The sequence below is a fragment of the Modestobacter lapidis genome, from assembly GCF_054780755.1.
Map to the genome: position 1 here is coordinate 267,720 of NZ_BAAGVS010000002.1, position 25,857 is coordinate 293,576.

The 25,857-nt window shown below is 73.3% G+C and carries 28 protein-coding genes; 19 read left to right on the top strand and 9 right to left on the bottom strand.

Features of this window, described 5'->3' with window-relative positions:
- Positions 1 to 103: 103 nt before the first annotated feature.
- Positions 104 to 649 (top strand): cupin domain-containing protein, encoded by a 546-nt coding sequence (locus tag ACYVG5_RS03905; RefSeq protein ID WP_222046766.1) that lies wholly within the window; start codon positions 104 to 106, stop codon positions 647 to 649.
- A 10-nt stretch (positions 650 to 659) separates the two neighbouring features.
- On the opposite strand, the gene ACYVG5_RS03910 is transcribed toward ACYVG5_RS03905, so the two are convergent.
- Together ACYVG5_RS03910 and ACYVG5_RS03915 are read right to left on the bottom strand one after the other, a co-directional pair.
- Positions 660 to 1,640, bottom strand: coding sequence for an AraC family transcriptional regulator (locus ACYVG5_RS03910; protein ID WP_222046768.1), 981 nt, complete (start codon positions 1,638 to 1,640; stop codon positions 660 to 662).
- Between the two features lie 203 nt (positions 1,641 to 1,843).
- Positions 1,844 to 3,025, bottom strand: coding sequence for an LLM class flavin-dependent oxidoreductase (locus tag ACYVG5_RS03915; protein WP_222046770.1), 1,182 nt, complete (start codon positions 3,023 to 3,025; stop codon positions 1,844 to 1,846).
- 109 nt (positions 3,026 to 3,134) lie between these two features.
- Between ACYVG5_RS03915 and ACYVG5_RS03920 the strand changes: the two genes are divergently transcribed.
- Together ACYVG5_RS03920 and ACYVG5_RS03925 are read left to right on the top strand one after the other, a co-directional pair.
- Positions 3,135 to 4,778, top strand: coding sequence for a sigma-54-dependent Fis family transcriptional regulator (locus ACYVG5_RS03920; RefSeq protein WP_222046771.1), 1,644 nt, complete (start codon positions 3,135 to 3,137; stop codon positions 4,776 to 4,778).
- 40 nt (positions 4,779 to 4,818) lie between these two features.
- A complete protein-coding gene (locus tag ACYVG5_RS03925; protein ID WP_222046773.1) occupies positions 4,819 to 6,243 on the top strand; it encodes an NADP-dependent succinic semialdehyde dehydrogenase in 1,425 nt (474 codons plus the stop codon).
- Positions 6,244 to 6,295: 52 nt separating this feature from the next.
- Here the strand turns inward: ACYVG5_RS03925 and ACYVG5_RS03930 are convergent, their stop codons facing one another.
- On the bottom strand, positions 6,296 to 6,766 hold the full coding sequence (locus ACYVG5_RS03930; protein WP_222046775.1) for a heme-degrading domain-containing protein: 471 nt from the start codon (positions 6,764 to 6,766) through the stop codon (positions 6,296 to 6,298).
- Between the two features lies 1 nt (position 6,767).
- On the bottom strand, positions 6,768 to 7,619 hold the full coding sequence (pdxY, locus tag ACYVG5_RS03935) for a pyridoxal kinase PdxY (protein ID WP_222047008.1): 852 nt from the start codon (positions 7,617 to 7,619) through the stop codon (positions 6,768 to 6,770).
- Positions 7,620 to 7,839: 220 nt separating this feature from the next.
- On the opposite strand from pdxY, the gene ACYVG5_RS03940 reads away from it, so the two are divergent.
- The gene (locus ACYVG5_RS03940) at positions 7,840 to 8,151 is read left to right on the top strand and encodes a hypothetical protein (RefSeq protein ID WP_222046777.1); all 312 of its coding nucleotides are present in this window, start codon (positions 7,840 to 7,842) and stop codon (positions 8,149 to 8,151) included.
- 48 nt (positions 8,152 to 8,199) lie between these two features.
- Here ACYVG5_RS03940 and ACYVG5_RS03945 read toward each other — a convergent pair whose 3' ends face one another.
- Positions 8,200 to 8,397, bottom strand: coding sequence for an RGCVC family protein (locus ACYVG5_RS03945; RefSeq protein ID WP_222046779.1), 198 nt, complete (start codon positions 8,395 to 8,397; stop codon positions 8,200 to 8,202).
- Positions 8,398 to 8,600: 203 nt separating this feature from the next.
- Between ACYVG5_RS03945 and ACYVG5_RS03950 the strand changes: the two genes are divergently transcribed.
- Both ACYVG5_RS03950 and ACYVG5_RS03955 read left to right on the top strand, forming a co-directional pair.
- Complete coding sequence (locus ACYVG5_RS03950; RefSeq protein WP_222046781.1) at positions 8,601 to 8,912, top strand: hypothetical protein; 312 nt, start codon at positions 8,601 to 8,603, stop codon at positions 8,910 to 8,912.
- Positions 8,913 to 9,011: 99 nt separating this feature from the next.
- Positions 9,012 to 10,115: an NAD(P)-dependent alcohol dehydrogenase gene (locus ACYVG5_RS03955; RefSeq protein WP_222046783.1), complete on the top strand. Its 1,104-nt coding sequence runs from the start codon at positions 9,012 to 9,014 to the stop codon at positions 10,113 to 10,115.
- 72 nt (positions 10,116 to 10,187) lie between these two features.
- On the opposite strand, the gene fdhA is transcribed toward ACYVG5_RS03955, so the two are convergent.
- Positions 10,188 to 11,411, bottom strand: a complete 1,224-nt coding sequence (gene fdhA, locus ACYVG5_RS03960) for a formaldehyde dehydrogenase, glutathione-independent (protein ID WP_222046785.1) — start codon at positions 11,409 to 11,411, stop codon at positions 10,188 to 10,190.
- A 28-nt stretch (positions 11,412 to 11,439) separates the two neighbouring features.
- Positions 11,440 to 11,919, bottom strand: coding sequence for an aldehyde dehydrogenase family protein (locus ACYVG5_RS03965; protein ID WP_222046787.1), 480 nt, complete (start codon positions 11,917 to 11,919; stop codon positions 11,440 to 11,442).
- A 157-nt stretch (positions 11,920 to 12,076) separates the two neighbouring features.
- Here ACYVG5_RS03965 and ACYVG5_RS03970 point away from each other — a divergent pair, with 157 nt between their 5' ends.
- The 8 genes from ACYVG5_RS03970 (at position 12,077) to ACYVG5_RS04005 (ending at position 18,439) form a co-directional block, all read left to right on the top strand.
- Positions 12,077 to 13,582 carry a sensor histidine kinase gene (locus ACYVG5_RS03970; RefSeq protein ID WP_222046789.1) on the top strand — a complete coding sequence of 502 codons (1,506 nt, stop codon included), beginning with the start codon at positions 12,077 to 12,079 and terminating at the stop codon, positions 13,580 to 13,582.
- The gene (locus ACYVG5_RS03975; protein WP_222046791.1) at positions 13,579 to 14,274 is read left to right on the top strand and encodes a response regulator transcription factor; all 696 of its coding nucleotides are present in this window, start codon (positions 13,579 to 13,581) and stop codon (positions 14,272 to 14,274) included. Before ACYVG5_RS03970 ends, ACYVG5_RS03975 begins: the two co-directional genes overlap by 4 nt.
- Positions 14,275 to 14,450: 176 nt before the next feature.
- Positions 14,451 to 14,885, top strand: coding sequence for an RraA family protein (locus ACYVG5_RS03980; protein ID WP_460682978.1), 435 nt, complete (start codon positions 14,451 to 14,453; stop codon positions 14,883 to 14,885).
- Between the two features lie 35 nt (positions 14,886 to 14,920).
- Entirely contained in the window at positions 14,921 to 16,009 is a 1,089-nt protein-coding gene (locus ACYVG5_RS03985; RefSeq protein ID WP_222046793.1) for a Rieske 2Fe-2S domain-containing protein, read from the top strand.
- The gene (locus tag ACYVG5_RS03990) at positions 16,006 to 16,722 is read left to right on the top strand and encodes an alpha/beta hydrolase (RefSeq protein WP_222046795.1); all 717 of its coding nucleotides are present in this window, start codon (positions 16,006 to 16,008) and stop codon (positions 16,720 to 16,722) included. The genes ACYVG5_RS03985 and ACYVG5_RS03990 overlap by 4 nt, the downstream gene beginning before the upstream one ends.
- A 47-nt stretch (positions 16,723 to 16,769) precedes the next feature.
- Complete coding sequence (locus ACYVG5_RS03995) at positions 16,770 to 17,048, top strand: muconolactone Delta-isomerase family protein (RefSeq protein WP_222046797.1); 279 nt, start codon at positions 16,770 to 16,772, stop codon at positions 17,046 to 17,048.
- Between the two features lie 181 nt (positions 17,049 to 17,229).
- Positions 17,230 to 17,589 (top strand): protocatechuate 3,4-dioxygenase, encoded by a 360-nt coding sequence (locus ACYVG5_RS04000; protein ID WP_222046801.1) that lies wholly within the window; start codon positions 17,230 to 17,232, stop codon positions 17,587 to 17,589.
- Entirely contained in the window at positions 17,582 to 18,439 is an 858-nt protein-coding gene (locus ACYVG5_RS04005; protein ID WP_222046803.1) for a class III extradiol dioxygenase subunit beta, read from the top strand. The genes ACYVG5_RS04000 and ACYVG5_RS04005 overlap by 8 nt, the downstream gene beginning before the upstream one ends.
- 8 nt (positions 18,440 to 18,447) lie before the next feature.
- Here the strand turns inward: ACYVG5_RS04005 and ACYVG5_RS04010 are convergent, their stop codons facing one another.
- Positions 18,448 to 19,341, bottom strand: a complete 894-nt coding sequence (locus tag ACYVG5_RS04010; protein WP_222046805.1) for an IclR family transcriptional regulator domain-containing protein — start codon at positions 19,339 to 19,341, stop codon at positions 18,448 to 18,450.
- Positions 19,342 to 19,353: 12 nt separating this feature from the next.
- Positions 19,354 to 20,835 (bottom strand): amidohydrolase family protein, encoded by a 1,482-nt coding sequence (locus ACYVG5_RS04015; RefSeq protein ID WP_222046807.1) that lies wholly within the window; start codon positions 20,833 to 20,835, stop codon positions 19,354 to 19,356.
- Between the two features lie 233 nt (positions 20,836 to 21,068).
- Here ACYVG5_RS04015 and ACYVG5_RS04020 point away from each other — a divergent pair, with 233 nt between their 5' ends.
- From ACYVG5_RS04020 to ACYVG5_RS04040, 5 genes are all read left to right on the top strand, one after another.
- Positions 21,069 to 22,283 (top strand): CaiB/BaiF CoA transferase family protein, encoded by a 1,215-nt coding sequence (locus tag ACYVG5_RS04020; RefSeq protein ID WP_222046809.1) that lies wholly within the window; start codon positions 21,069 to 21,071, stop codon positions 22,281 to 22,283.
- A complete protein-coding gene (locus tag ACYVG5_RS04025; RefSeq protein WP_222046811.1) occupies positions 22,280 to 23,155 on the top strand; it encodes a citryl-CoA lyase in 876 nt (291 codons plus the stop codon). Before ACYVG5_RS04020 ends, ACYVG5_RS04025 begins: the two co-directional genes overlap by 4 nt.
- Positions 23,148 to 24,011, top strand: a complete 864-nt coding sequence (locus ACYVG5_RS04030; RefSeq protein ID WP_222046813.1) for a DODA-type extradiol aromatic ring-opening family dioxygenase — start codon at positions 23,148 to 23,150, stop codon at positions 24,009 to 24,011. The genes ACYVG5_RS04025 and ACYVG5_RS04030 overlap by 8 nt, the downstream gene beginning before the upstream one ends.
- A gap of 22 nt (positions 24,012 to 24,033) precedes the next feature.
- Positions 24,034 to 24,393, top strand: coding sequence for a hypothetical protein (locus ACYVG5_RS04035; protein WP_222046815.1), 360 nt, complete (start codon positions 24,034 to 24,036; stop codon positions 24,391 to 24,393).
- A gap of 273 nt (positions 24,394 to 24,666) precedes the next feature.
- Positions 24,667 to 25,857, top strand: a complete 1,191-nt coding sequence (locus ACYVG5_RS04040; protein WP_222046817.1) for a cytochrome P450 — start codon at positions 24,667 to 24,669, stop codon at positions 25,855 to 25,857.

Consider the following 25,857-nt stretch of genomic DNA (forward strand, 5'->3'; position numbering starts at 1 on the left):
ACCGGTGGCCGGGATGCGCGGCCGATCCGCCGGGGCCGGGCGGCGCGGGCGGGGGAGTGTCTAGGGTTCGGCCGATCTGCGTCCGTCCCCCAGAGGAGCTCCCGTGGCCGACTACAACCCGTTCTCCAGTGGCGTGGAGCCGGCGCCGACGACCGCGAGGGTGCGGCGCCTGGTCACCGGCGTCGACGAGCAGGGCCGGTCGACGATCGTGATGGAGGATGTCGCGAAGCACGCGACCGTCGGCCACGACACCCCGACCTACGTGGCCACCCAGCTGTGGCGCACCGAGACCGCACCGGCGGACAACACCGGCCCGGTCGTCGACCCCTACGACACCGACGCCCAGCTCAGTGTGGGCCCCTCGGAGGTCGGCACGATCTTCCGCACCCTGGAGCTCCCGCCGGACCGCGACTGGCGGTTCGACGCCGAGGGCAACGAGATCCGGCCGCTGGCGTTCCACACCACGAAGTCGATCGACTACGCCATCGTGCTCAAGGGCGAGATCTACGCGGTGATGGACACCATGGAGGTCAGGATGACCGCCGGCGACGTGCTCGTGCAGCGCGGCACCCGGCATGCCTGGGCCAACAGGTCCGACGAGTCGTGCCTGCTGGCGTTCGTGCTGATCGGCGGGAACCTGCCGGGCTGAGGACCCGGGGTCACTCCGCCGCGCCGCCCAGCGTCCGCGACGGCAGCTCGCCGAACCGCTCCCGGTAGGCGGCGGAGAACCGGCCCAGGTGGGTGAACCCGCACCGCTGGGCGACCTCGGTGACGGTGCCGCTGCCCTCGGCGAGCTGCCGCCGGGCGGCGTCCAGCCGCACGGTGCGCAGGTGGGTCATCGGCGCGATGCCCAGGTGCTCGGCGAAGCTCTCCTGCAGCCGCCGCACGCTGCAGCCGGCCGCCACCGCCAGGTCGGGAACGGTGAGCGGCTCGTCGAAGTGCGCGTGCAGGTGGTCCAGCGCCCGGCGCAGGGTGCGCGGCCGCAGCGGCGTCTCGGCCCCGCGCAGCGCGTCGGTCAGCTCGTGCCGCTGCGCGGTGAGCAGCCCGGCGACCAGGGTGCGCATGTACTGCTTCCGCACGAGCGCGCCGTCCAGCAGCCCCGGCCGGTCGACCTCGGTCATGATCAGCTGCGCCAGCGCCAGCCACGAGCGGCCGGCGCCGTTCCGCAGGTCGAAGCTGGGGGCCAGCCGTACCGGGCCGGTCACCGGCCGGCCGAGCAGCGCGCCCAGCTCGCCCTCCACCAGCTCCCGGCTCAGCTTCAGGCCGATCAGCTCGCTGCCGGCCCGGGCCCGCAGCACGTGCGTCCGGCGCGGGCTGTGCACCGAGGCGTGCCCGGGCCGCACCGTCACCTCGTCGCTGCCGCTGACCGCCGTCAGCGACCCGGACAGCGCCAGGTTGACGTGGTAGGTGGTGGTGTCCTCGACCGGGGTGACCTCGACGTCCCCACCCGGCCGGATGTAGCCGAGGGTGAAGTCCGGGGTGTGCACCGCGTGCAGCACCGAGGTGCCCGGGAAGCGCCGGCTCGCGCCGGGCACCACCGTGGCCGGGTAGTAGACGCTGTTGAGCCGGGCGGCGAACTCGTGCACGTCGCTGGAGCGGCACAGCGGGAACCGGTGCAGCGGCAACGGCGCCAGGGTCATGTCGCTCCTCGCTGGACGAACGGCGTCCCGATCGGACGTCGCCCACTCAACCACTCCGCCGACGGTGCGGAGGGCCCAGCCGCACCGGGCTCCCCCGGGAGGGGCGGGCCCGTCGCCAGGGCCGGGATCGAGGAGCACGGGCACGACGGCTCAGGGGTTGGTGGCGCAGGGGGCGGTGGCCGGCCGGCCACCGCCCCCTGGGCTCACTTCGTCGCGGCCCGCTCCTGCTCGTAGCGCTCGGTCATCGTGGCGACCGCCTGCAGCTGCTGGGCGGCGTAGTCCTCGCGCTTGCCCATGGCCCGCTCCTTGGCGCCCAGCGTCGCCTGCGCGTGGCTGACCTGGCCGCCCTGGAAGTGCGGCATCACGTGCTGGGCGATGAGCTCGTAGGAGCGCTTGGTCGCCTGCGGGTCCGCCCACTCGTGGGCCAGCAGCAGCATCGCGCCGAAGCCGCCGTTGGACTGGTCCCACAGCCGCTGCACCTGGGCCCGGGCGTCCTCGACCGTGCCGATCGCGCCGATGCCGGCCTCGTTGATGAAGTCGATCATCTCCTTGACGTCGCCGCCCTCGACCGCCATCTGCGGGAACGCCGCCGTCTTCTGAAAGTACCGGAACCACGCCTCGATGCCGTGCTCGACCTCCCGGTAGGCCTGCTCGCGGGTCTCGGCGATGTGCATCAGGCCCACCAGCCGCCAGGCGGACCGGTCGACGGTCTTCCCGTGCGCCTCGGCCTGCTCCTGGACGACGTTCCAGTGGTGGGCCAGCGCGTCGAACCCGTCCTGGGTCAGCGTCGCGCCGATGGACAGCAGACCCACGCCGTGGGTGCCGGCCATCCGGGGGCCGGTCGGCGAGGCGACGGCGGCGACCGCCACCTCGAAGTGCGGCTGGGTGTACGGGCGCAGGTGCAGCCGGGCGTCGATCAGGGTGTGCGTCCTGGTCTGCGCGGTGACGGTCTCCCCGTGCAGCAGCCGCATGATGATGTCCAGGTCGACCGGCAGCAGCTCCCGGGTGTCGGTCGGGTTCATGCCCAGCATCATCGAGTCGGTGGGCAGTGACCCCGGGCCGCAGCCGAGCATGGCGCGGCCGCGGGTCAGGTGGTCGAGCATGACCATCCGCTCGGCCACCCAGAGCGGGTTGTGGTAGGTGATCGACGTGACGCCGGTGCCGAGCTTGATCCGCTTCGTGCGCTCCGCGGCCGCGGCGATGAAGATCTCCGGGGAGGCGATGATCTCGCTGCCCGCCGAGTGGTGCTCGCCGATCCAGGCCTCGTCGTAGTCGAGGCGGTCGAGGTGCTCGACCAGTTCCAGGTCGCGTTGCAGGGCCAGGGTGGGGTTCTCCCCGGCCGGGTGGAACGGGGCCAGGAAGATGCCGAACCGCAGCCTGTCCATGGGTCCTCCTCGAATTCGTCCGGTGGACGCCGAACGTAAGCTGCGTCACACCCGCCCCGGTGTAAAGGATCGGAACGGTCGGCCGGGCCGGGGATCGTGAGGAGAGCGCGTGGAGACGGCGGTCCGGCGGGCCTGGGAGCGGTTCCAGCTGGGGCAGGAGCTGTCCGGGGTCCGGGAGGAGGTCCTGCAGTCCTGGCGGCGGTCCCGGCTCTCCGGCGTCGACCCGCAGCGGATCGCCCTGCCGCACGACGAGCCGGACACCGACAGCCGGTTCGCGGGGGTGGCCGTGCCGGTGCTCGCGCGGATGGCGGAGCTGCTGGTGGGCACCGACACCGCCCTCGCGCTCACCAACCGGTCCGGTCAGGTCGTGTGGCGGTGGGTGTCGGATGCGGCGCTGAACCGGTCGCTGGACGCGATGGACATCGTCGAGGGCTTCTACTTCGACGAGGAGCACGCCGGTACCAACGGGCTGGGCACCTCGCTGGAGAACGGCCGGGTGGTCACCATCCGGGGGGACGAGCACTTCAAGGAGCCCTTCCACCGGTTCACGTGCGCCGCGGGGCCGGTCCACCACCCGCTCACCCGGCGCGCCGTGGGGGCGGTGAACGTCACCTGCCGGGCCGAGCACACCACCCCACTGCTGGCACCCACGGTGACGCTCCTGGTCCGGGAGGTCCAGGAGGCGCTGCTGCAGGCCGCCGGCGACCGGGAGCGCCGCTTGTTCGACGCCTTCCTCGCCGAGCGGGCGGGCACGGTGGCGCCGGTCCTGGTCCTGGGGCCCGACGTGCTGATCGCCAACCAGGCGGCCGCCGAGCTGGGCATCGACCACCACCGGTGGTGGTCCGGCGTGCTCGCCGCCGTCGAGGACGGCGGCCCGGTGCAGCTGCCCGAGCTCGACGCCCGGACGGCGACCCTCCGCCGAGTGGCCGAAGGGGGCCGGAACGAAGGAGTGGTGGTCACGGTCGGGCCGCGCACGCCCGGCACGCCGGGTGGCCCCCCGGCGCCGTCGTTCGCGCGGACGCCGGCGCGCCGGGCTGCGGACACCGTGCGCCGGGTGCTGGACACCGGCGGGTTCCCGGTGGTGCAGGGCGAGCCCGGCACCGGCCGGGCCACGCTGCTGCGCGAGGTCTGCGGCGAGCGAGCGCCGGCCGTGCGCGTCGTCGACGGCGCCGCCAGGCCGGACTGGGCCGACGACGGTTCCGCCGTGGTGCTGCGCAACCTGGAGCGGCTGCCGCTGACCGGTGCCGGATCGGCGGAGCTGGTGGCCGGCCTGGCGGCCGCGGCATCGGCCGGGACGCTGGTGGCTGCCTCCGTCGGCGCGACCGTCACCGTCGAGATCACCGAACTGCTCGACGGCCTGGTGGCCACCCTCGTCGAGCTGCCGCCGCTGCGGGCGCGGCCGGAGGAGATCACCCCGCTGGTCCAGGAGCTGAGCCCGCCCGGCACGCGCTGGAGCGCGGCGGCGCTGGCGGTGCTGGCCGGGAACCCGTGGCCGGGGAACGTCGCCGAGCTCGGGCTGGTGGTGCGGCGCGCGGTGGCGGCTGCAGCCGGCCGCCTGGTCACCGTCGACCACCTGCCCGCCCCGGTGCGGACGGCGCCCGGTACCCGGCGGCGCACCCTGCTGGAGCGGGCCGAGGCCGCCGTCATCGCCGAGGTGCTCACCGCCTGCGCCGGCAACAAGAGCGCCGCGGCCAGGAAGCTCGGGCTGTCGCGGCCCACCCTCTACGCCAAGCTGCGCGCCTACCGGATCTGAGCGCGGTTTCCGTCCGCGGGCCGCCGGGCAGGGGAGCGGTATGGCGATCGCGACGATCAACCCCACCACCGGCGAGACGCTGACGACCTTCGATCCGTTGTCCGACGAGGCGCTGGAGGAGAAGATCGCCGGCGCCGCGACGGCCTTCGCCTCCTACCGGCTGACGACGGTCGAGCAGCGGGTCGGCTGGCTGCGGGCCGCGGCCGACGTGCTGGACGCCGACACCGACTCCGTCGCCGAGCTGATGACCACCGAGATGGGCAAGACCTTCGCCTCGGCCCAGGCGGAGGTCGGCAAGTGCGCGAAGGCGCTGCGCTACTACGCCGAGCGCGGCCCGGCGTTCCTCGAACCCACGCCGTGCGACGCCGAGGCGGTCGGGGCGCAGGACGCCTACGTCACCTACCAGCCGTTGGGCGTCGTCCTGGCCGTCATGCCGTGGAACTTCCCGCTGTGGCAGGCGATGCGCTTCGCCGCCCCGGCGCTGATGGCCGGCAACGTCGGCCTGCTCAAGCACGCCAGCAACGTGCCGCAGACCGCGCTCTACCTGGAGGAGCTGTTCGGCAGGGCCGGCTTCCCGGCCGGTGTCTTCCAGACTCTGCTCATCGGCTCGTCGACCATCGAGCGGGTGCTCCGCGACGACCGCGTCGTAGCGGCGACGCTCACCGGCAGCGCGCCGGCCGGCCAGTCGGTGGCCGCCATCGCCGGCGACGCGCTGAAGCCCACCGTGCTCGAGCTCGGCGGCAGCGACCCGTTCATCGTGATGCCCTCGGCCGACCTCGATGCGGCGGCCGGGGTCGCGGTCACCTCCCGCAACCAGAACAACGGGCAGAGCTGCATCTCGGCCAAGCGGTTCTTCGTGCACGCCGACGTGGCCGAGGAGTTCACCCGCATCTTCGCGAACAGGATCGGCGCGCTGACCGTCGGCGATCCGATGGACCCCGACACCCAGGTCGGGCCGCTGGCCACCGAGTCCGGCCGGGACGACGTCGAGCAGTACGTGGAGGACGCCCGGTCCAGGGGCGCCACCGTCGTCGTCGGCGGAACGCGCCCCGACCGGCCGGGCTGGTTCTACCAGCCGACCCTGCTCACCGGCGTCACCCCGGAGATGGCGATGCACGCCGAGGAGGTGTTCGGCCCGGTCGCCGCGCTGTACACCGTCGGCAGCCTCGACGAGGCCATCGAGATCGCCAACAGCCACCCCTACGGCCTCGGTTCCAACCTGTGGAGCGAGGACGAGGGCGAGCGGGCGCAGTTCGTCCGGGACATCGCCGCCGGCATGGCGTTCATCAACGGGATGACCACCAGCTACCCGGAGCTGCCCTTCGGCGGGGTGAAGCAGAGCGGCTACGGCCGGGAGCTCACCGAGCTGGGCATGCGGGAGTTCCAGAACGCCAAGACCGTGTGGGTGGGGGCGCCGAGCAGCGAGCAGGCCGAGGGCAACCCCGCCGGCGCGGCAGCCGAGTGAGCCGGGGGAGGGATCCCGACCGGCGCAGGAGGCCGGCCACCGGCCCAGCCCGTCAGCGGCCCAGGTGCGCCCGCATCGCGGCGACGACCATCAGGTGGTCGGCCACCTGCGGCAACCCGGAGACCACGACTACGCCGACCTGGCCGACCGATCGCACCGTGACCGGCACGGCGCCGCCGTGCGCGGCGTACTGCTGCGGGTCCAGGCCGAACTCCGCCTCGAAGGTCTGGCCGGCCTCCCGGCTGCGCTGGCCGACGTAGAGGCTGCTGTGGGCGAACCGCTGCACCACCCGGGCCTTGCGCTCGATCCAGGTGTCGTTGTCCGGGGTGGCGCCGGGTAGGGCGGCCTTGAACAGCTGGTGGCCGTTGCGCCGGATGTCGATCGCCACCGGCGCCCGCTGGGCCCGGGCGGCGGCGACCAGCGCCGAGCCCAGCTCCCAGGCGTCCTCGTTGGTGAAGCCGGTGAACTGCAGTTCGTCCTCCTCGGCGGCCAGCTGGGCCAGCGACGGGAACCCGGGAACCATCTCAGATCTCCTCGACGTCAAAGGTCCGCGTGGGCGAGACGCACTCGTCCTGGGCGGCGATCAGCAGGATCTCCCGGGAGCCGGCGTCCGCGGTCGCCCTGAGCAGGCCGAACACCGACGCGGTGGCCCGGCCGAGGGCGGTGCCGGCGTCGCGGGTGGCCAGCCAGTGGGCGAGGAACAGCGCGGCGATGGCGTCCCCGGCGCCGTTCACCGACAGGTCCAGCCGCGGCGTGCGCACCCGGAAGTGCCGGCCGCCCTCCGACGCCAGCAGGTCCACGGCGTCGGCCGGGGTGTCCTCGGTGACCAGCGAGGTGGTGAGCACGACCCGCGGGCCGAGCGCCTGCACCGCGGCGACGGCGTCCCGGACGGAGGTGAGCGAGCCCGTGGGAACGCCGGCGAGCGCGTCGAGCTCGTAGTGGTTGGGCGTGACGACGTCGGCGACCGGGACGGCGACCTCCCGCATGAACTCGGGGATGCCCGGCCGGACGAAGACGCCCCGGCCGACGTCGCCGATCACCGGGTCGCAGCAGTAGACGGCGTCCGGGTTGGCCGCGCGGACCCGTCCGACGCTCTGCACCACGGCGTGCCCGATGTCGGCCGAGCCGAGGTAGCCCGACAGCACCGCATCGCAGGTGCCCAGCACGCCGCGGTCGGCGATCCCGCCGACGACCTCCTCGACGGCCTGGCCGTCGAAGACCCGGCCGGTCCAGGCGCCGTAGCCGGTGTGGTTGGAGAACTGCACGGTGTGCACGGGCCACACCTCGATGCCGAGGCGCTGCAGCGGGAACACCGCCGAGTCGTTGCCCGCATGCCCGTAGGCCACGTGGGACTGGATGGAGAGGACGTTCACCATGCCGGGAACGGTGGCACACCGCTGTCGCAGGGGGTGCGAGCGCCGGGTCACGGGGACGCCGCGAGCGGTCACCGCCGGGCGGGAGAGGGGCGCGGGAGCCGTCGCCACGCGCGTACCGTCAGGACGCCCCGATCGCCGGATCGGGCCCCGCCGGCGTCCTGGGTCACATCGCCGCTCGACAGTCAGGATCGCTCGACATGGACGTCCGCGGGTACGCGCGATGCTGATCGCGCCGCTGGTCCTGCCGACCGGGGCTCCCGACGTCGTCGAGCCGGACGCCGTCGGACCTCCGCTCCCGGTCGTGCCGGAGCCGATCACCGACGGCGGTGGTGACCGGTTGGTCGTGGTCACCCCGGTCGCGGCGACCGTCCGCCCGTCGGCCACCCTGCTGGCTGCTCAGCAGCTCTCGGAGGAGCCGGCCCGGCGGCGCCCCGCGCGCACGACCGCGGTGGCGGCTGCTCGACGGCAGCGCGCGACCCGGGCCGTCGTCGAGCAGCGCCGCGCCGACCGGGCATCGGCGACCGGCGACTGAGCGGCTCACCGGGCCCGTCGGTGCCGGGCAGGTTCGGTGGCGGTGGCGTCAGGCGGTCCGGCAGACGCAGCCGCGGCTGATGCCACCGGCCCGGGTGGCCCGGCAGAACCGCAGCCCGATCGGGTCGTGGGCGGCCAGCGGATGCGGGCAGGAACCGCAGCGGCCCTCGTCCGGGGTCACGTCGGCGATCTCGTCGCGCGCCTCGGGGGCCGGGACGGGGTGGGCGGTGGTGGCGGGAGCGGTCATGGCGGCACCGGCCTGACTCCGCCGGCGCAGCGGCGGTGTTGGGGGTCTCCCGGCCGGCTGGTCGCCGGTACGGGGAACGAGGGGACCGTCCTCCGCACGCTACTCCGGGGTCGGCCCGGGGCGGCGGGTGCGCGAAGGCCCCGGCCGACCCACCCGACGACGGGCTGACCCGCCGCGTTGCGCCCGGCGGCAGACTCGCGGGCATGGACGCCGATGCCCGTGAGCTGCTGCGCACCGCCGCCGACCGGCTGGAGGACCTGGCCGCCCGGTCCACCCCCGGGGCGTGGCGGTCGGCGGGTCTGCTGGCCTCCCGCCCGGAGGTCGTCGCCCACCTCCCCGACGGCAGCACCGAGCACGTCGCCGAGGCGCGGGCGCGCAGCGCGGCGTGGATCGTGACCGCGTCCCCGGCGCTGGCCGGGCCGCTGGCCGCCTGGTTGCGCGCGGCCGCGGCCGCCCCGGGACCACCACCCGAGGCGGTCGCCGTCGCCCGCGTCGTGCTGCCCGCCGACGGCTGACCGGGGGCGGCCGGCTCCTTCCGCCGGTCCGGCCGGGCAGTGGCATGCTCCGCCGGAGGGCCGCCCGGGTCCGCCGATCGAGGTAGAAGGAGCCACCACGTGCAGATCACCGCAGCGGTCGTCGACGAGGCGCACGGGCCGTTCGCCGTCCGGGACCTCGAGCTGGACGACCCCGGCCCCGGCGAGGTGCTGGTGCAGGTCACCGCCACGGGGTTCTGCCACACCGACGGCATCGCCCGTGACGGCGAGATGCCCTTCCCGCTGCCGGGGGTGCTCGGGCACGAGGGCGCCGGCACGGTCCTCGCCGTCGGCGACGGTGTGACCAGCGTGCGGGAGGGCCAGGCCGTCGTGATGGGCTGGCCGTGGTGCGGCGAGTGCCGCAACTGCCTGGACGGTGAACCCCGCTACTGCCTGCGACTGGGTGAGCTGTGCTTCAGCGGTGCCCGGCTGGGCGGCGGATCGGCCCTGCGGACGACGTCGGGCGACCCGCTCGCCGGTCACTTCTTCGGCCAGTCGTCGTTCGCCACCCACTCGATCACGCCGGCCTCGGCGCTGGTCCCGGTACCCGAGGGCATGCCCGTGGAGCTGATGGGCCCCTTGGCGTGCGGGCTGGCCACCGGCGCCGGCGCGGTCTTCCACACGGCGCGGCCGCTGCCCGGTGCCTCGCTGGTCATCTACGGCGCCGGCACCGTCGGGCTGGCCGCGATCATGGCCGCCCGCAACTCGGCGGCCACCACCATCATCGCCGTCGACAGGCACGCCTCCCGGCTACAGTTGGCGAGCGAGCTCGGCGCCACCCACACCGTCGACGCCGGGGAGCAGGACGCGGTCCGGGCGGTGACCGAGATCTGCGGCGGCCCGGCCGACTTCTCCTTCGAGTGCACCGGTGCGCCGGGGGTGATCCGTCAGGCCATCGACTCGGTGGGGATGCGCGGCACCGCCGTCCTGATCGGCGGTGCCCCGGCCGGCACCGAGTTCAGCGCCGACCACATGACGACGCTGTGGGGGAAGTCGATCGTGGGCACGCTGGGTGGCAGCGGGCACAGCCCGCGGCTGATCGGCGCGCTGATGGACCTCTACGCCGGTGGGCGGTTCCCGATGGACCGGCTGGTGGAGTACTTCCCGCTCGAGCGGATCGGCGATGCGCTGGAGGCCTCCTACAGCGGTGCGGTGGTCAAGCCGATCATCACCATGCCGCACTGACCACGGTTCCCGAACGCCGCCGGCCGCCGCCCCGGGATCGGGGCGGCGGCCGGTCCGGTGGTGCCGCGTGGGTCAGGCGGCCTTGCCGGTGACACCGTGCGGGTCGATCACATACTTCTTGGCCACCCCGGAGTCGAACTCGGCGTAGCCGCGCGGGGCGTCGTCCAGGGTGATCACCTCGGCGTTGACGGCCTTCGCGATCTGCACCTTTTCGTGCAGGATCGCCTTCATCAGCCCGAGGTTGTAGCGCATCACCGGGCACTGCCCGGTGGCCATCGACAGCGACTTGGCCCATCCGGTGCCCAGGCTCAGCGACAGCGCGCCGACCTTGGCCGCCTCGTCGATGCCGCCGGGATCACCGGTGACGTAGAGGCCGGGGATGCCGATCGCGCCACCGGCGGCGGTGATCTCCATCAGCGAGTTGAGCACGGTGGCCGGCGCCTCGGTGGCCGCCCCGGACCCGTGACCGCGGGCCTCGAAGCCGACGGCGTCGACCGCGGCGTCGACCTCGGGGATGCCGAGCAGCTGCTCGATCTGTTCCTGGGGGGCGCCCTTGCTGACGTCGACGGTCTCGCAGCCGAACGACCGGGCCTGGGCCAGCCGGTCCTCGTTCAGGTCGCCGACGATCACCACCGAGGCGCCGAGCAGCTGGGCGGAGACGGCCGCGGCCAGACCGACCGGGCCGGCGCCGGCGATGTACACGGTGGATCCGGTCGTGACGCCTGCGGTGTAGGCGCCGTGGTACCCGGTGGGGAAGATGTCCGAGAGCATGGTCAGGTCCAGGATCTTCTCCATCGCCTGGTCCCGGTCGGGGAAGACCAGCAGGTTCCAGTCGGCGTAGGGAACCATCACGTACTCGGTCTGCCCGCCCTGCCAGCCGCCCATGTCGACGTAGCCGTAGGCGGAGCCGGGGCGGTCGGGGTTGACGTTCATGCAGATGCCCGTCTTGCCCTCCTTGCAGTTGCGGCACCGCCCGCAGGCGATGTTGAACGGCACGGAGCAGACGTCGCCGACCTTGACGAACTCCACGCCCGGGCCCGTCTCGACGACCTCGCCGAGGATCTCGTGGCCGAGGACCAGGCCGTGCGGTGCCGTCGTGCGGCCGCGGACCATGTGCTGGTCGCTGCCGCAGATGTTCGTGGTGAGCACCTTCAGGATCGCGCCGTGCGGAACCTGGCGCCCGATGTTGTCGGGGTGGACGCCCGGGCCGTCGCGCAGGACGAGCTCGGGGTAGTCGAGGTCGGTGACCTCCACCCGGCCGGCTCCCTGGTAGGTGATGCCGCGGTTCGCTGCCATGTCGCTGTCCTCTCGTCGGGGGTGGTCGTCAGGCGGGGAAGCCGACGGCGTGGGTGTCCATGAACTCGCGGATGCCCTCGATGCCCAGCTCCCGGCCCATGCCGCTCTGGTTGAAACCGCCGAAGGGTGCCCGCTCGTCGAGGTGGGCGGCGCCGTGGGCGTTGATGAAGGTGTAGCCGGTGCGCAGCTGGGCGGCCACTGCAGCCGCGCGGTCCAGGTCGGTGGACCAGACCGAGGAGCACAGCGCGCCGGGCAGGAAACCACCCTCGGGATCGGCGGCAGTAGTTGCGGCGGCGGCAGCGGTTGCGGCGGCAGCGCCTGGCTCGACGACGGGACCAGCAACGCCCGGGGGAACTGCGCGGTGCCACGGGAAGCCCTCGGCCAGCTCCACCTCGACCGCCGGCCGCCCGACCACGACCGATGTCACCGAGGCCAGCAACCGGCGCAGCTCCTCCTCGAACGACGCGCCGGACCGCGGGGTCAGGGCGGCGGCGTCGTCGTCGAACACACGTTCGACGGTACGCCCTCAGCGGCTCCCCGACCAGTGGGGAACAGGACCTGTGGATGTCTCGCTCGCGCTGTCGGGGGATGGCGGGTGCGCGGCCGGCGGACCTGGGAAGCTCCCGGTGCACGCTTTCCGTACTGCAGCCCCGGGAGGAGCCGAGATGGTCGCCGTCCCCGCGCCCGAGGTGCTCGCCGCGCTGCTCGAGGTGTCCGCGGACGGCCTGGGCGTGCTCGACGCACAGGGCCGGCTGGTCTCCGTGAACGCCGCGGGCGCCGGCGTGCTCGGCCGGCCGGCCGCCGAGCTGGTGGGCCGGCCGGTGCCCTTCGCCGTCCACGCCCCGGGCCCGACGCCCGCCGATCGCGCCCGGGCGTCCTGGACCGGCAGCGATGGCCGGCACCGCACCCTGGAGTACCGCCTGCAGCCACTGCCGGAGGGAGGCGCGGTCGTCTGGTTCAGCGACGTCACCGACGCCGCGCGACAGCAGGAGCGGCTGACCGCGATCGCCCGGGCAGCGTCCAGCGTGGCCGACGAGCGGTCGCTGCGCGCCACCCTGGACGCGGTGGCCCGCGAGGTGGTCATGACGGCGAACATCGCCGCGGTGCAGATCCTCGCCCTCGACGATCCGCGGGACGAGGTCCGGCTGCTGGGCATGGCCGGGTTCGGCGACGCAGCGGACTTCACCGAGCGGCTCGCCGCCTGCCGCCGGCTGGGCGCGCACGTCCGGTTCATCGACGCCATCGGGGCCGGTGACCCGGTCGTCGACGTGCACCGCCGCGCGGCGATCCTGGCCGACCCCCGCTGGGCGCCGCTGCACGAGGTGATGAGCCGCCCGGACTGGGACAGTTTCGTGGCCATGCCCCTGGTCGTCCGCGGCCGGGCGGTCGGGGTCATCAACGCCTACTACCTGCCCGGTGAGGACCCCGGCCCCAGCTCGCTGGTGTTCCTGGAGGCGATGGCCGACCACGCGGCGGTCGCGATCGACACCGCCGCCCTGCTCGCCCAGACCAGGTCCCAGGCGGAGTCCGACGAGCGCCGCCGGCTGGCCCGCGACCTGCACGACTCGGTGGTCCAGCAGCTGTTCTCCATGCGGCTGCAGGCCGCCGCGCTCAGCGCCCTGCTCGATGGCGGGGACGCCGACCCGGCCCGGCTGCGCGCCGCCGCCTCCGAGCTGGCCGGCCTGTCGCAGAGCGCGCTGGCCGACCTGCGCGGGCTGGTGTTCGAACTGCGGCCGCTGGAGCTGGCCGAGCGCGGACTGGTGGAGGCCGTCCGGGCGCACGCCGCCAGCCTGGAGGCGCGCGGCGGGCTGCTGATCGACGTGGTCGCGCCCGACGATCTGACCGGGACGGGTGGCCTCGACGTCCAGGAGGACCTCTACCGGATCGTCCAGGAGGCCCTGCACAACGTGGTCAAACACGCCCGGGCCACTGCCGCGGGAGTGCGGTTCGCGTCGCTGGGCGAGGGGGGCGGGTTGGCCGTGGAGGTGTCCGACGACGGCAGTGGATCGGTCGCGCCACCGGCCGTCGGGGCCCGGCGGACGCTGGGGCTGGTGTCGATGCGGGAGCGTGCCGAGCGGTGGGGGGGCCGGCTCACCGCCGGACCGTGCCCGGACGGCGGCTGGGCGGTGCGGCTCGAGCTCCCACTGCAGCGAACCGGAGGAGGAGCATGACGACGGTGCCCGACGACGACGCACCCGCGCAGCCCCCGGTGATCCGGCTGATGGTGGTCGACGACCACGCCATCGTCCGGCGCGGGATCCTCGCCTACGTCGACGCCGTCCCGACCGTCGAGGTGGTGGGGGAGGCGACGGACGGGCAGGACGCGCTGGCGCAGCTGGCCCAGTGCGCGGCGTTGCGCACCCGGTTGCCCGACGTGGTGCTGATGGACCTGCAGATGCCGCGGATGGGCGGCGTCGAGGCGACCGCGGCGATCGTGCAGGCCCACCCGGACGTCCGGGTCGTGGTGCTGACCAGCTTCGGCGAGGTCGAGCGCGTGCACGCGGCGCTGGCCGCGGGCGCGGCCGGCTACCTGCTCAAGGACGCCGAACCGGCCGAGGTGGTCACCGCCGTGCAGGCCGCCGCCGCCGGCGAGGTGCACCTGGACGCCGCGGTCGCCCGGCAGCTGACCCGGCGGATGGCCGGACCGCAGGTGGGCCTGGGCGCGCTGACCGCGCGGGAACGGGAGGTTCTCGCCCTCGTCGCCCAGGGGCACTCCAACCGGGACATCGCCGAGCGCCTGAGGATCAGCGAGCGCACCGCCCGCACCCACGTGAGCAACGTGCTGGCCAAGCTGCAGCTGGCCTCGCGCACGCAGGCAGCGTTGCTGGCCATCCGCGAGGGGCTGATCCCGCCACCGAGTTGAGCGCAGGAGCGGCCGGCGGGCTCGCGACGGATGACGTAGTCCATCCCCGACGGGAGGCCGTTCCGCGGTGCGGGCCGGCGACCTAGGTTCGGCGGGCCGGGCGCGTTCCGCCCGGCCCGGCGTCGCCGCCCCGAGCCACCCGTCCGAGCCCGAACCGACTGGAGGTTGCCACTCCCGTGCCCGAGCAACCCGCGCCCGCGTCCGCCCCGACCATCAGCGCCCACTCCGGCGACCGCCGCGCCGTCACGGTCCTCAGCCAACCCGGAGACAACCTGATGATCCACGCCTGCATCGAGCAGTGCGGGCCCGGCGACGTGCTGGTCGGGACCACCACCTCGCCGTCCACCGACGGCATGTTCGGCGAGCTCTTCGCCACCCAGCTGATCGCCCGCGGCGTCCGCGGGCTGGTCATCGACGCGGGCGTGCGCGATGTCGCGGAACTGACCGCGCTGGGCTTTCCGGTGTGGTCGCGTGCGGTGTCGGCGCAGGGCAAGCGAGAGCAGTTCCAGGCCGGGGTGCTCGGCCTGGACGTGTACGGCATGCGGGACACCCTCGCCCGGCTCGGCGTCACGTACGTCGACCAGCCGGCCGACGGGTCCCCGCTCTGCTGACCGATCCCCTTCCCACCCACCCCGAGGAGCCCCTCATGGTCGCGCCCCCGCGTCTGGTCCTGGACGGCTGGTACCTGGCCGCGTTCTCCGACGAGGTCGGCCGCACGCTGCTGCAGCGCTGGATCTGCAACCGCCCGGTCGTCTTCTACCGGCTCTCCGACGGCAGCGTGAACGCCCTCGAGGACCGCTGCCCGCACCGCCGCTACCCGCTGTCCCTGGGCCGGCTGGACGGCGACGTCATCGAGTGCAACTACCACGGCTACCGGATCGCCGACGACGGGGTCTGCGTGGGCGTGGCCGAGCAGCCCGACCAGCCCAAGGCCTCGACCGTGCGGTTCCCGCTGGTGGAGCGGGACGGCCTGGTCTGGATCTGGCCCGGCGACCCGGCGAAGGCGGACCCGGCCGACATCCCGGACACCTGGTGGCTGTCGGACCCGGGCTGGACGCACGTGCAGGGCAGCGTCGGCCTCAAGGCCCGGCAGATCCTGCTCGTGGAGAACCTGCTGGACCTGACCCACGAGACGTTCCTGCACCCCGGCAGCATCGGCAACGCCGCGGTGGCGGCGACCCCGATCGACGTCACCAGCGACACCCGGAGTGTGTCGTTCACCCGCCACATGATCGGTATCGAGGCCCCGCCCTTCTACCAGAAGTCGATGGGCCTGACCTCGCCGATCGACCGGTGGCAGGACGGCGACTTCTACGCCCCGGGCGTCTTCGTCCTCAACATCCGGCTCGCGCCGACCGGCACCGAGGAGCCCGACGGGTTCCACATGAAGGTGCTCTACGGCATGACCCCGGCCACCGACACCACGACCCACGATTTCTTCTGCCTGGGGCGGGACTACAAGGTCGAGGACGAGGAGCTGTCGGCCTTCCAGCTGCAGCAGCAGCTCGCGGTCATGAAGGAGGACATCGACGCCCTGGAGGTCCAGGAGCTGATGGTGGCCACCGACCCGGGGATGATCGAGTCCAGCATCCGCTCCGACGTCGCCGGGGTCCGCGGCCGGCGGTTGCTGGACAAGATGGCCAAGCGCGAGGCGGCGGCCGAGGCCGCAGCCGCGCCGGCGCGCCCGCAGCGACCCGCCGCGGCCGCAGCCCCCGCCGGGGTGGCCGCTCCGTGACGACGTACGTCCTGGTCCACGGTGCGTGGCACGGCGGCTGGTGCTGGGACCGGGTCGCCCCGTTGCTGCGGGCAGCCGGTCACGAGGTGCACGCCCCGACGCTCACCGGGCTGTCGGAGCGGGCCCACCTGCTTTCCCCGCAGGTAGGCCTGGACGCCCACGTGGAGGACGTCGTCCGGCTGGTCGACACCCTCGGGCTGTCCGACGTCGTGCTGGTCGGCCACAGCTACGCCGGGCAGGTCGTGACCGCGGTGGCCGACCGGCGGCCGGCCGCGATCGGCCGGCGGGTGTACCTGGACGCCTTCGTCGGCGACGACGGCGAGGCCGCCCGGGATTTGCTGCCCGGGACCGTCGAGCACCACTGGGCGGAGTCGGCGGCCACCGCCGGTTTCGGCTGGCTGGTGCCGGTGCGCAAGCTGTCGGTGCTCGGCGTGACCGACCAGGCCGACGTCGACTGGCTGACGCCCAAGCTCACCCCGCACCCGTGGAAGACCTACACCGACCCGCTGCACCTCACCGGCGCGGTCGACGATGTGCCGGCGTCGTTCATCGAGTGCGTCACCTGGATGCGGGTCTTCCAGGCCCAGGCCGACCGCGCCCGCGAGCGCGGCTGGGGCGTGCACGAGCTCGACACCGGGCACGAGGCGATGGTGACCGCTCCGCGCGAGCTCGCCGACGTCCTGCTCTCCCTCACCGGCCGAACCGCAGGCTGACCCGCCGGTCGACCGGCACAGACCCCCGACACAGACAGGAGACCAGCGTGGAGTTCCTCGTCCGGTCCGAGAACAGGCTGCCCGCCGACACGCCGCCCGAGCGCCGGGCAGAGCTGCGCGCCGGCGAGCGCACCCGCGCCATGGAGCTGCGGGAGGCCGGCATCCTCAAGCGGCTGTGGCGGGTGCCCGGCCGCAACGCCACGGTCGGTCTGTACGAGGCCGCCGACCCCGCCGAGCTGCACGACGCGCTGATGTCGCTGCCGATGTCGCCGTGGCTCGACGTCAGCGTCGAGGCGCTGGCCACCCACCCGCAGGAGCGCACGTGACCGGCGCCGGGGGCGACCAGCTGCTGCGGGTCTCCTTCCGGCAGCACGACGGTGAGCTCGCCGGCCGCTGCTGGTGTGGCCGGACCTGGTCCAGCTCGAACCCCCGGGACATGTGGGAGTGGCTGGAGGATCATGAGCACGCGGGGACGTCGGCGGACCCCACCGGACCGGGAGCGCATCGATGACGGCTGAGGGCAGGCCCGGCGCGCAGGAGAACTACGTCTTCGACCTCGCGACGAGCCGTCGCGGGTACCGGATGAACAAGCTGTTCGGCTCGCTCGGCGATCCGGCCAACCGGGAGCGGTTCACCGCCGGCGAGGCGGCGTACTGCCAGGAGTTCGGCCTCACCGCCGAGCAGCAGCAGGCGGTGCTGGACCGCGACTGGCAGGCGATGCTCGACCTGGGCGGCAGCATCTTCTACGTGTTCAAGCTGGCGATGATGGACAAGCGGTCCATGCAGTACCTCGGTGGGGTGTTCACCGGGATGACGGAGGAGGAGTTCATGGCGGCGCTGAAGGCGGGTGGACGGATCCGTGGCTGAGGTCATCTGGGGTCTCGCGACCTCGCACGTCCCCTCGATCGGCGCGGCGATGGACCGCGGCAAGACCGAGGACCCGTACTGGAAGCCGCTGTTCGACGGGTACCGGCCGGCCCGCGAGTGGATGGCTGAGCACCGGCCGGACGTCGCCGTGATCGTCTACAACGACCACGCCAACGCCGTCGGCCTGGAGATGGTCCCGACCTTCGCGATCGGTACCGCCGACAGCTACCGGGTGGCCGACGAGGGCTTCGGCCGCCGTGCGGTGCCCGACGTGGTCGGGCACCCGGAGCTCTCGCTGCACCTGGTCGAGCAGCTCGTCGACGAGGGCTTCGACCTGACCGTCTGCCAGGAACTGGACGTCGACCACGGGCTCACCGTGCCGCTGTCGATCTTCTGCCCCGAGCCCGGCGACGCCTGGCCGTGCGCCGTCGTGCCGGTCCTGGTCAACGTCATCCAGTACCCGCAGCCCACCGCGGCGCGCTGCTACGCGTTGGGCCAGGCGATCGGGCGGGCCATCGCGGGCTTCCCCGACGACCTGAAGGTTGCCGTCTTCGGCACCGGCGGGATGTCGCACCAGCTGGCCGGCAGCCGGGCCGGGTACATCAACCCGACGTTCGACCACATGTACCTCGAGGCGATCCAGGCCGATCCGGAGAAGCTCGCGGCGCTCACCCGCGAGGAGTACATCGACCAGGCCGGCTCGGAGGGCATCGAGCTGATCATGTGGCTGGTCATGCGCGGGGCGATGAACCCCGAGATCACCAAGGTGCACTCCACCTACCACGTGCCGGCGTCGAACACCGCCGCCGCGCTGGCGCTGTTCGACAACCGGGTGCCGCGGCCGGCCTGAGCCGGAGGTCAGCCGGCCGCCGTGCCCTCCAGCGTGCCCGCCGCCGTGCCCCCCGCCGTGTCCGTCGCCGTGTCCGTCGCCGTGCCCGCCGCCGTGTCCGCTGCCGGGGGCGCGGCGGCGGCGCGGCGCTGCCAGCGCGCCCAGTCGGCGCTGACCTCACCGGCGGCCCGCTGCAACCGGGGCAGGTGCTCGGCCAGCAGCCGCTCGAGCGAGGTCTCGGCGGCGTGCACGGTCACGTTCATCGCCGCCCGCACCGCGCCGGCGCCGTCCCGCACCGGCACGGCGACCGACCGCACGCCGGGGGCCAGCTCCTCGTCGGCCAGCGCCCAGCCCCGGGCCCGTACCTCGGTGAGCACGACGTCGAGGTCAGCGGCGGTCGGCGTGGGTGCGTCCGGCAGGCCGGCGCGGCTCGGCAGTGCGAGGGTGGCTGCCAGCTCGGCGGGGGTGAGGGCGGCGAGCAGCACCTTGCCCTGTGAGGTGCGCACAGCCGGGAACCGGGTGCCCACCTCCACCCGCACGGTGATCAGCTTGGGCACCGAGACCCGCGCGACGTAGACGATGTCCGGGCCGTCCAGCTGGGAGATCGACGACGACTCACCGGTCTGCCGGACCAGCGCCTCCAGGTGCGGGCGGGCGGCGTCCCACAGCCCCAGCGCGCCCACGTAGGCCATCCCCAGGGTGAGCACCGGCGGGGCCAGCGTGAACGCCCCGCCGACCGGCCGGACGAAGCCCAGTTCCGCCAGGGTGAGCAGCAGCCGCCGGGCGGTGGGCCGCGCCAGGTCGGCGGCGGTGGCCACCTCGGTCAGCGTCATCGTGCGGTGACCGGGGTCGAAGCAGGCCAGCACGTCCAGCCCGCGGGCCAGTGCCTCGACGAAGTCCGGGACCTCTCCGCGTCCGGCCATGGGTCGGGCCGGTCAGGCCGAGGAGCCGGGCTCACCGAAGACGGTGCCCCGGGCGTCGTGCGTGGAATCGGACTTGTACTCGGTGTAGGTGTACGGGTTGTCCAGCACCTCGTCGTCCGGCGTCGCCGGGTTCATGCCGGCTGCCCAGGCCTCCTCGCCCAGCGTCGAGCGCAGGTGCTCCACGGTGGCGTCGAGGGTGGCCCGCACCGCCGGCAGGTCGGCGCCGACCAGCCGGTGCCCGGACTTCACCATTCGGCCGTCGACCAGGACCGTGTGCACGTCACCGCGCTGGGCCTGGAACGCCACGTGGCCGTAGGGGTTGAGCAGCGGGAACGACACCGGGGAGTCGTCGTTCCTGATCAGCACGACATCGGCCTTCTTGCCCGGTTCCAGACTGCCGAGGTCGTCGCGGCCCAGTGCCCGGGCGCCACCGCGGGTGGCCCAGTCGACGACCTGCTCGGCGCGCAGGTGCACCTGGGTGACGGTCTCGCCCTTCGCGTGCGCCTCGAGGTGCTCCCGGGAGCGGTCGGCGCCCAGCGTCGTGCGCATCGCGGAGAACAGATCGCTGCTCCACCACACGCTGGTGTCCATCGACAGCGAAACCGGGATGCCGTGCCGGCGGACCTGCCAGGTGGGCGGGTACCCCTGGCCGGCGCTCTGCTCGGACTCGGTGGAGACCGAGATCGACCCGCCGGTGGCGGCGATCCGGTGGTAGGAGTCGGTGGTCAGCGTGGCGGCGTGCACGTAGACGGTCTCCGGGGTCATGAAGCCGTGCTCGTGCATCAGCCGGATGCCCTCGTCGTTGGTGGCGCCCCAGACGCCGGCGTGCGTGGTGACCGGCAGGCCCAGCTCGCGGGCGGCCTCGAAGGCGGCCTTCTCCGGGAACGCCGGGTCGCCGGTGACGTCGAAGGCCAGCTGGAAGCCCAGCCGGTCGCCGGCACCGGTGCGGCGCCGCTCGAGGAACGCCTGGACGGCGGGGTCGGTCGCCCACTCCCACGGACCGGCCTGGATGTTGCCGTAGGCGAGCACGAAGCGGCCCGGCACGGCCTGCAGCGCGTCGACGGCGGCCTCGGCGTGGTCGACGGTCTGCAGCCCGTGCGACCAGTCGACGGTCGTGGTGACGCCGGCCTCCAGGGCATCCCAGGCGGAGAGCAGGTTGCCGGCGTGGACGTCCTCGGGCCGGAACGCCCGGCCGTGCTCGAGGTAGTACCAGACGAAGTACTGGGTCAGCGTCCAGTCCGCGCCGTACCCGCGCATCGCGGTCTGCCACATGTGCCGGTGGGTGTCGATCATCCCGGGCAGAACGATGCCGCCGGTGGCGTCCACCTCCAGGGTGCCCTCGGGCACGTCCAGGGCGGTGCCGACGGCCGCGACCCGGTCGTCGACGACGAGCACGTCACCGCCGGCCAGCACGGTGTGCGCGTCGTCCATGGTCAGTACCGTGCCGTTGCGGAACACCACGGGCTGTCCGGCGACCTGGTCGGGGTGGCTCATCAACATCTCCTCGGGTCATGGCCGGCCAGGGCGGACCGGTGTCCGTCTGGTGGTCGACACAGCATGCTGCAGACCTTGGGATGGCTACCCCTCGGTGTCAAGACGTACCGCGCCACGACGCAGCGGACCCGACCGGAGGGTTGACAGTCCGTCATCCGGAGTTCGAGACTCAGACGGCCGAACGGACATACGTCCGTCTGTCGGTCGCCGGACGAGAGGCGCACGAAGAAACGATGACCGCACATCAGCCCGTCCCCGGCGCCGCGTCTGGTCGGGGGCCCCTGGCGGGTCTGCTGGTGGCCGACTTCTCCCGCGTCCTGGCCGGCCCCTACGCCACCATGCTCCTGGCCGACCTGGGCGCCGAGGTGGTCAAGGTGGAGAGCCCGGCCGGGGACGACACCCGCAGCTGGCAGCCCCCGGTCCGGGACGGGGTGTCCACGTACTACCTGGGCATCAACCGCAACAAGCGGTCGATCGCCCTGGACCTCAAGGACGCCGACGACGCCGCGGCAGCCCGCGAGCTGGCCCGGCGGGCCGACGTCGTGGTGGAGAACTTCAAGCCCGGCGGGCTGGCCCGCTTCGGCCTGGACTACGACTCGGTGTCGGCCGGCAACCCCGGCGTCCTCTACGCCTCCATCAGTGGCTTCGGTAGCGGCCCGGAGGGGGCTTCGCTGCCCGGGTACGACCTGATCGTCCAGGCCATCTCCGGGCTGATGAGCCTCACCGGCGACCCCGAGGGCGAGCCGTACCGGGCGGGCATCTCGGTGTTCGACGTGATGGCCGGGCTGCACGCCACCATCGGCGTCCTCTCCGCGCTGAACCGCCGGCACGAGACCGGCCGCGGGCAGCACATCGAGGTGAACCTGCTGTCCTCGGCGCTGTCCGGGCTGGTCAACCACTCCAGCGCCTACGTCGCCGGCGGCGTCGTCCCGTTCCGGATGGGGAACAGCCACCCGAGCCTGTTCCCCTACGAGCCGCTGCCCTGCGCCGACGGCGACCTGATCATCACCGCCGGCAACAACGGGCAGTTCCGCAAGCTCGTCGAGGTGCTCGGCGTCCCCGAGCTCGCCGACGATCCGCGGTTCGCCCGCAACGAGGACCGCACGGCCAACCGCGACGAGCTGCGCCCGCTGCTGGTCGACCGGCTGCGCACCCGCACCAAGATGCAGTGGTTCCGCGACATCATCGGCGCCGGCGTGCCGTGCGGGCCGATCAACACCGTCGACCAGGGGGTCGACTTCGCCACCGAGGTCGGCCTGGACCCCGTGGTCACGGTGGGGGAGGGGCGGGCTGCCGTGCCCTCGGTGCGCAACCCCATCCGCTTCTCCGAGACCCCCGCCGACTACCGGCTGCCCCCGCCGGGCCTCGACGAGCACGGTGCGGTGCTCCGCGACTGGCTGGCCGCCCCGGTCGCCGGTGCCGGGCAGACCCGCGAGGGCACGGCATGAGCGCCGAGCCCCCGGTCTACCGGACGGCGCTGGGCGCCTCCAGCCTGGAGAAGATCACCCTGCTCGGGCACGACCTCGCCGAGGACGTCATGGGCACGGTGGGCTTCGGTGAGCTGGCCTTCTGGCTGGCCACCCAGCGGCGCCCCACGGCCGGTGAGACCCGGGTGTTCGAGGCGGTGCTCGCCGCGCTGGCCGACCACGGGTTCACCCCGACCGCGATCGTCACCCGGTTGACCTACCTGTCCGCCCCGGACTCCGTGCAGGGCGCGCTGGCCGCCGGGCTGCTCGGCGGCGGGTCGCGGTTCCTGGGTGTCACCGAGGACAGCGGCCGGTTCCTGCACGACGTGCTGACCGGCGTCTCCGCCGCCGATCCCACCCGCTCGTTGCCCACCGACGACGCCGGCTGGGACGCCCTCGCGCTGGAGACGGTGCAGGCGCAGCGGGCGGCGAAGCGGTTCGTGCCCGGCCTGGGCCACCACGTGCACAAGCAGGGCGACCCGCGCACCCCGCGGTTGCTGCAGATCGCCACCGAGGAGGGCCTGTTCGGCCCCCACCTGTCGCTGTTCGCCGCGATCGGCCGGGTGCACCCCCAGGTGCTCGGCAAGACGCTGCCGCTCAACGGTGCCGGCGTGTGCGGGGCGGCGCTGGCCGACCTCGGGCTGCCGCTGGAACTGCTGCGTGGCTTCGCCCTGCTGGCCCGTACGGCCGGGCTGATCGGGCAGCTGGCCGAGGAGCTGCGGCACCCGGTGGGCAACGATGTCTTCCTGTCGGTGGACCTCAACAACCGGTCCGTCGCCCCCGACCCCTTCGTCCCGGACCCACTCCCGGGCGCACCCACGGAGACTGACACCAACGGAGGTCGTCATGGCTGAACTGGCCGCGGTCGTCGCGTCCACCCACCACCCCTTCTACTACCGGGCGAAGACGTCGACGGGTGCCGACCGGCCGCCGTTCGCCGACGAGTGGGTCGCCAAGCAGACGGCCTTCGCCGAGACGCTGAACCGGGCCGAGCCCGACGTGCTGGTGATGGTGGGCAGTGACCACTTCCACCAGCTGTGGCTGGACAACATGCCGCAGTTCCTGGTCGGGAAGGCGCCGTTCTTCGACGCCAACTGGTACAACGAGGAACGCGAGTTCGGCCTGCCGAAGATGACGCTGCGCGGCGAGGAGGACCTGGCCGCGCACCTGCTGCGCGACGGCCTGGACCGGGACTTCGACCTGGCATTCAGCAACGAGCTGCGGATCGACCACAGCATCACCTGCCCGATCATCGCGCTGCGGCCCGAGGCCGACCTGCCGATCGTGCCCGTCTACACCAACATCTTCGCCCCGCCGATGCCCCAGCCCAAGCGCTTCGTGCAGCTGGGCAAGGCGCTGCGGGAGATGGTCGAGTCCTGGGACAGCGACAAGCGGGTGGCCATCATCGGCACCGGGCACCTGTCGCTGGAACTCGGCGGCCCGCGCCAGTTCGGTGAGCACGGCCCCGACCCGGAGTTCGACCGCAAGGCCGTGGAGTGGATCGCCAGCGGCGACATCGAGGGCTGCCTGGCCGAGGTGAGCCTGGACAGCCTGCACCACCCGGGCAACGCCACCCACGGCTTCATGGATTTCATGCTGATGATGGGCGTCGCCGGCGAGGGTGCCAAGGCCGACCACGTCGACACCCTCGATCTGTTCCACACGATGGAGGCCTACTTCACCTGGTACCCGAACGGGGCCCCGGCGTGACCAGCGCAGCGGAGGAGTCGCGATGAGCAAGTACCTGATCGACAAGTTCCTGTACACCGTCGACCGCGATCCCGAGCTGGTCGAGCGCTACCGCGAGGATCCGGCGGGCACGGTGGCGTGGTGGGAGGCTGAGATGGCCAACACCATCCTCAACTGCATCCCCGCGGAGAGGACGACGTGGCTGTCGTTCGCCGAGGAGGAACGCACGGCGCTCGCGCAGCACGACCACGTGAGGCTGTTCCAGCTGGGCGCCCACCCCTTCCTCACCCTCACCCTGTTCATCGCCATGTTCGAGCGCGACCACGGCCCGCTGGAGTACCAGAAGGCCTACGGCAAGGCGATGGAGCACATCACGATGCCGTACCCCGACATCACCACCTGAGCCCCACCAGCTGAGCTCGCCACCGCCGGCGTCGGGTGGCCGGCTGGGTCGGCACGAGCCGTGCCGGGGACCGGGCCGGGATTCGTCCTCGGCCCGGTCCCCGGTGTCGTGCTGCCCGGGAGGGCAGCACGACGGGATGCCGGGACACCCGCGAACGTGGTCCTTGACACACCGTCCGCGGGTCGTGCAAGGTCCGGATGTCCGTAGCGCGGACAGTTGTCCACGAACGTCACCGCCGCAGGGTCTGCGGCGCTGGAAAGGACTCATCCCGAGATGACGACGACGACCCCGGTCCCCACCTACGACGAGGACATCTACGCGGACGAGGCGTTGCTCGAGCCCTACGAGCACTACCGCCGCCTCCGGAACCTCGGCCCGGCGGTGTGGCTGGAGAAGCACGGCGCGTACGCGGTCACCCGCTACGCCGACGTCCGCGCCGTCCTCGCCGACGGCGACACCTTCCGGTCGGCCAACGGCATCGCGCTCAACGAGCCGGCCAACTCCGCCATCCTCGGCTGCACGCTCGCCAGCGACGGCGAGCTGCACGCGCACCTGCGCCAGGTCGTCGCCCACCGGCTCACCCCTCGCTCGCTGCGTCCGATGAAGGAGCAGGTCACCGAGGCCGCCGACGCGCTGGTCGCCCAGCTGGTCCAGCGCGGGTCGTTCGACGCGGTCGCCGACCTGGCCCGTGCGCTGCCGCTGTCGATCGTCCCCGACTTCATCGGCTGGCCGCAGGAGGGCCGCGAGCACCTGCTCCGCTGGGCCGGTGCCAACTTCGACTCCTTCGGCCCGGTCAACGAGCGCGTGGAGAAGGCCCTGCCGCAGTGCGGCGAGATGGCCGCCTTCGGTGCCGAGATCGTCCGCACCGGCAACGTGCTGCCCGGCAGCCTGGGCGCCAGCGTGCTGGAGGCCCGCGACCGCGGTGAGGTCACCACCGAGCAGACGATGATGCTGATGCTCGACTACCTCGCGCCGTCGCTGGACACCACGATCAGTGCGGTCGGCAGCGCTATCTGGCTGTTCGGCGAGCACCCCGACCAGTGGGACAGGATCCGCGAGGACCCGAAGCTCATCCCGAACGCCGTCAACGAGGTCGTCCGCTACGAGTCCCCGATCAGCTCGTTCGGCCGGCTGGTCGAGCGGGACACCGAGATCGACGGGGTGCCCGTCGCGGCCGGCTCCCGGGTCGTGGTCAGCTACGCCTCCGCCAACCGTGACGAGCGCAAGTGGGCCGACCCGGAGGTCTTCGACGTCACCCGTAAGGACGCCGTCCACCAGCTCGGGTTCGGGTACGGCGAGCACGGCTGCGCGGGCCAGGCGCTGGCCCGGATGGAGACCGAGTCGATCCTGACCGCGCTGGCCCGCTCGGTCACCCGGTTCGAACTCGGCACTCCCGAGCGTGCGCTGAACAACCTCATCCGCGCGCTGGGCAGCCTGCCCGTGACCGTGCACACCGCGGGCTGA

Bases quoted from the DNA above. Each gene is read 5' to 3' on its own strand.
- ACYVG5_RS04010 (WP_222046805.1), bottom strand. From the start codon at position 19,341: ATGGCCGGACGCGGAGAGGTCCCGGACTTCGTCGAGGCACTGGCCCGC.
- ACYVG5_RS03975 (WP_222046791.1), top strand. From the start codon at position 13,579: ATGACGACGGTGCCCGACGACGACGCACCCGCGCAGCCCCCGGTGATC.
- ACYVG5_RS04000 (WP_222046801.1), top strand. From the start codon at position 17,230: ATGACGGCTGAGGGCAGGCCCGGCGCGCAGGAGAACTACGTCTTCGAC.
- ACYVG5_RS04040 (WP_222046817.1), top strand. From the start codon at position 24,667: ATGACGACGACGACCCCGGTCCCCACCTACGACGAGGACATCTACGCG.
- fdhA (WP_222046785.1), bottom strand. From the start codon at position 11,411: ATGGCAGCGAACCGCGGCATCACCTACCAGGGAGCCGGCCGGGTGGAG.
- ACYVG5_RS03930 (WP_222046775.1), bottom strand. From the start codon at position 6,766: ATGGTTCCCGGGTTCCCGTCGCTGGCCCAGCTGGCCGCCGAGGAGGAC.
- ACYVG5_RS03985 (WP_222046793.1), top strand. From the start codon at position 14,921: ATGGTCGCGCCCCCGCGTCTGGTCCTGGACGGCTGGTACCTGGCCGCG.
- ACYVG5_RS04015 (WP_222046807.1), bottom strand. From the start codon at position 20,835: ATGAGCCACCCCGACCAGGTCGCCGGACAGCCCGTGGTGTTCCGCAAC.
- ACYVG5_RS04030 (WP_222046813.1), top strand. From the start codon at position 23,148: ATGGCTGAACTGGCCGCGGTCGTCGCGTCCACCCACCACCCCTTCTAC.
- ACYVG5_RS03945 (WP_222046779.1), bottom strand. From the start codon at position 8,397: ATGACCGCTCCCGCCACCACCGCCCACCCCGTCCCGGCCCCCGAGGCG.
- ACYVG5_RS03950 (WP_222046781.1), top strand. From the start codon at position 8,601: ATGGACGCCGATGCCCGTGAGCTGCTGCGCACCGCCGCCGACCGGCTG.
- ACYVG5_RS03915 (WP_222046770.1), bottom strand. From the start codon at position 3,025: ATGGACAGGCTGCGGTTCGGCATCTTCCTGGCCCCGTTCCACCCGGCC.
- ACYVG5_RS04025 (WP_222046811.1), top strand. From the start codon at position 22,280: ATGAGCGCCGAGCCCCCGGTCTACCGGACGGCGCTGGGCGCCTCCAGC.
- pdxY (WP_222047008.1), bottom strand. From the start codon at position 7,619: ATGGTGAACGTCCTCTCCATCCAGTCCCACGTGGCCTACGGGCATGCG.
- ACYVG5_RS03970 (WP_222046789.1), top strand. From the start codon at position 12,077: ATGGTCGCCGTCCCCGCGCCCGAGGTGCTCGCCGCGCTGCTCGAGGTG.
- ACYVG5_RS04035 (WP_222046815.1), top strand. From the start codon at position 24,034: ATGAGCAAGTACCTGATCGACAAGTTCCTGTACACCGTCGACCGCGAT.
- ACYVG5_RS03940 (WP_222046777.1), top strand. From the start codon at position 7,840: ATGCTGATCGCGCCGCTGGTCCTGCCGACCGGGGCTCCCGACGTCGTC.
- ACYVG5_RS03925 (WP_222046773.1), top strand. From the start codon at position 4,819: ATGGCGATCGCGACGATCAACCCCACCACCGGCGAGACGCTGACGACC.
- ACYVG5_RS04020 (WP_222046809.1), top strand. From the start codon at position 21,069: ATGACCGCACATCAGCCCGTCCCCGGCGCCGCGTCTGGTCGGGGGCCC.
- ACYVG5_RS03910 (WP_222046768.1), bottom strand. From the start codon at position 1,640: ATGACCCTGGCGCCGTTGCCGCTGCACCGGTTCCCGCTGTGCCGCTCC.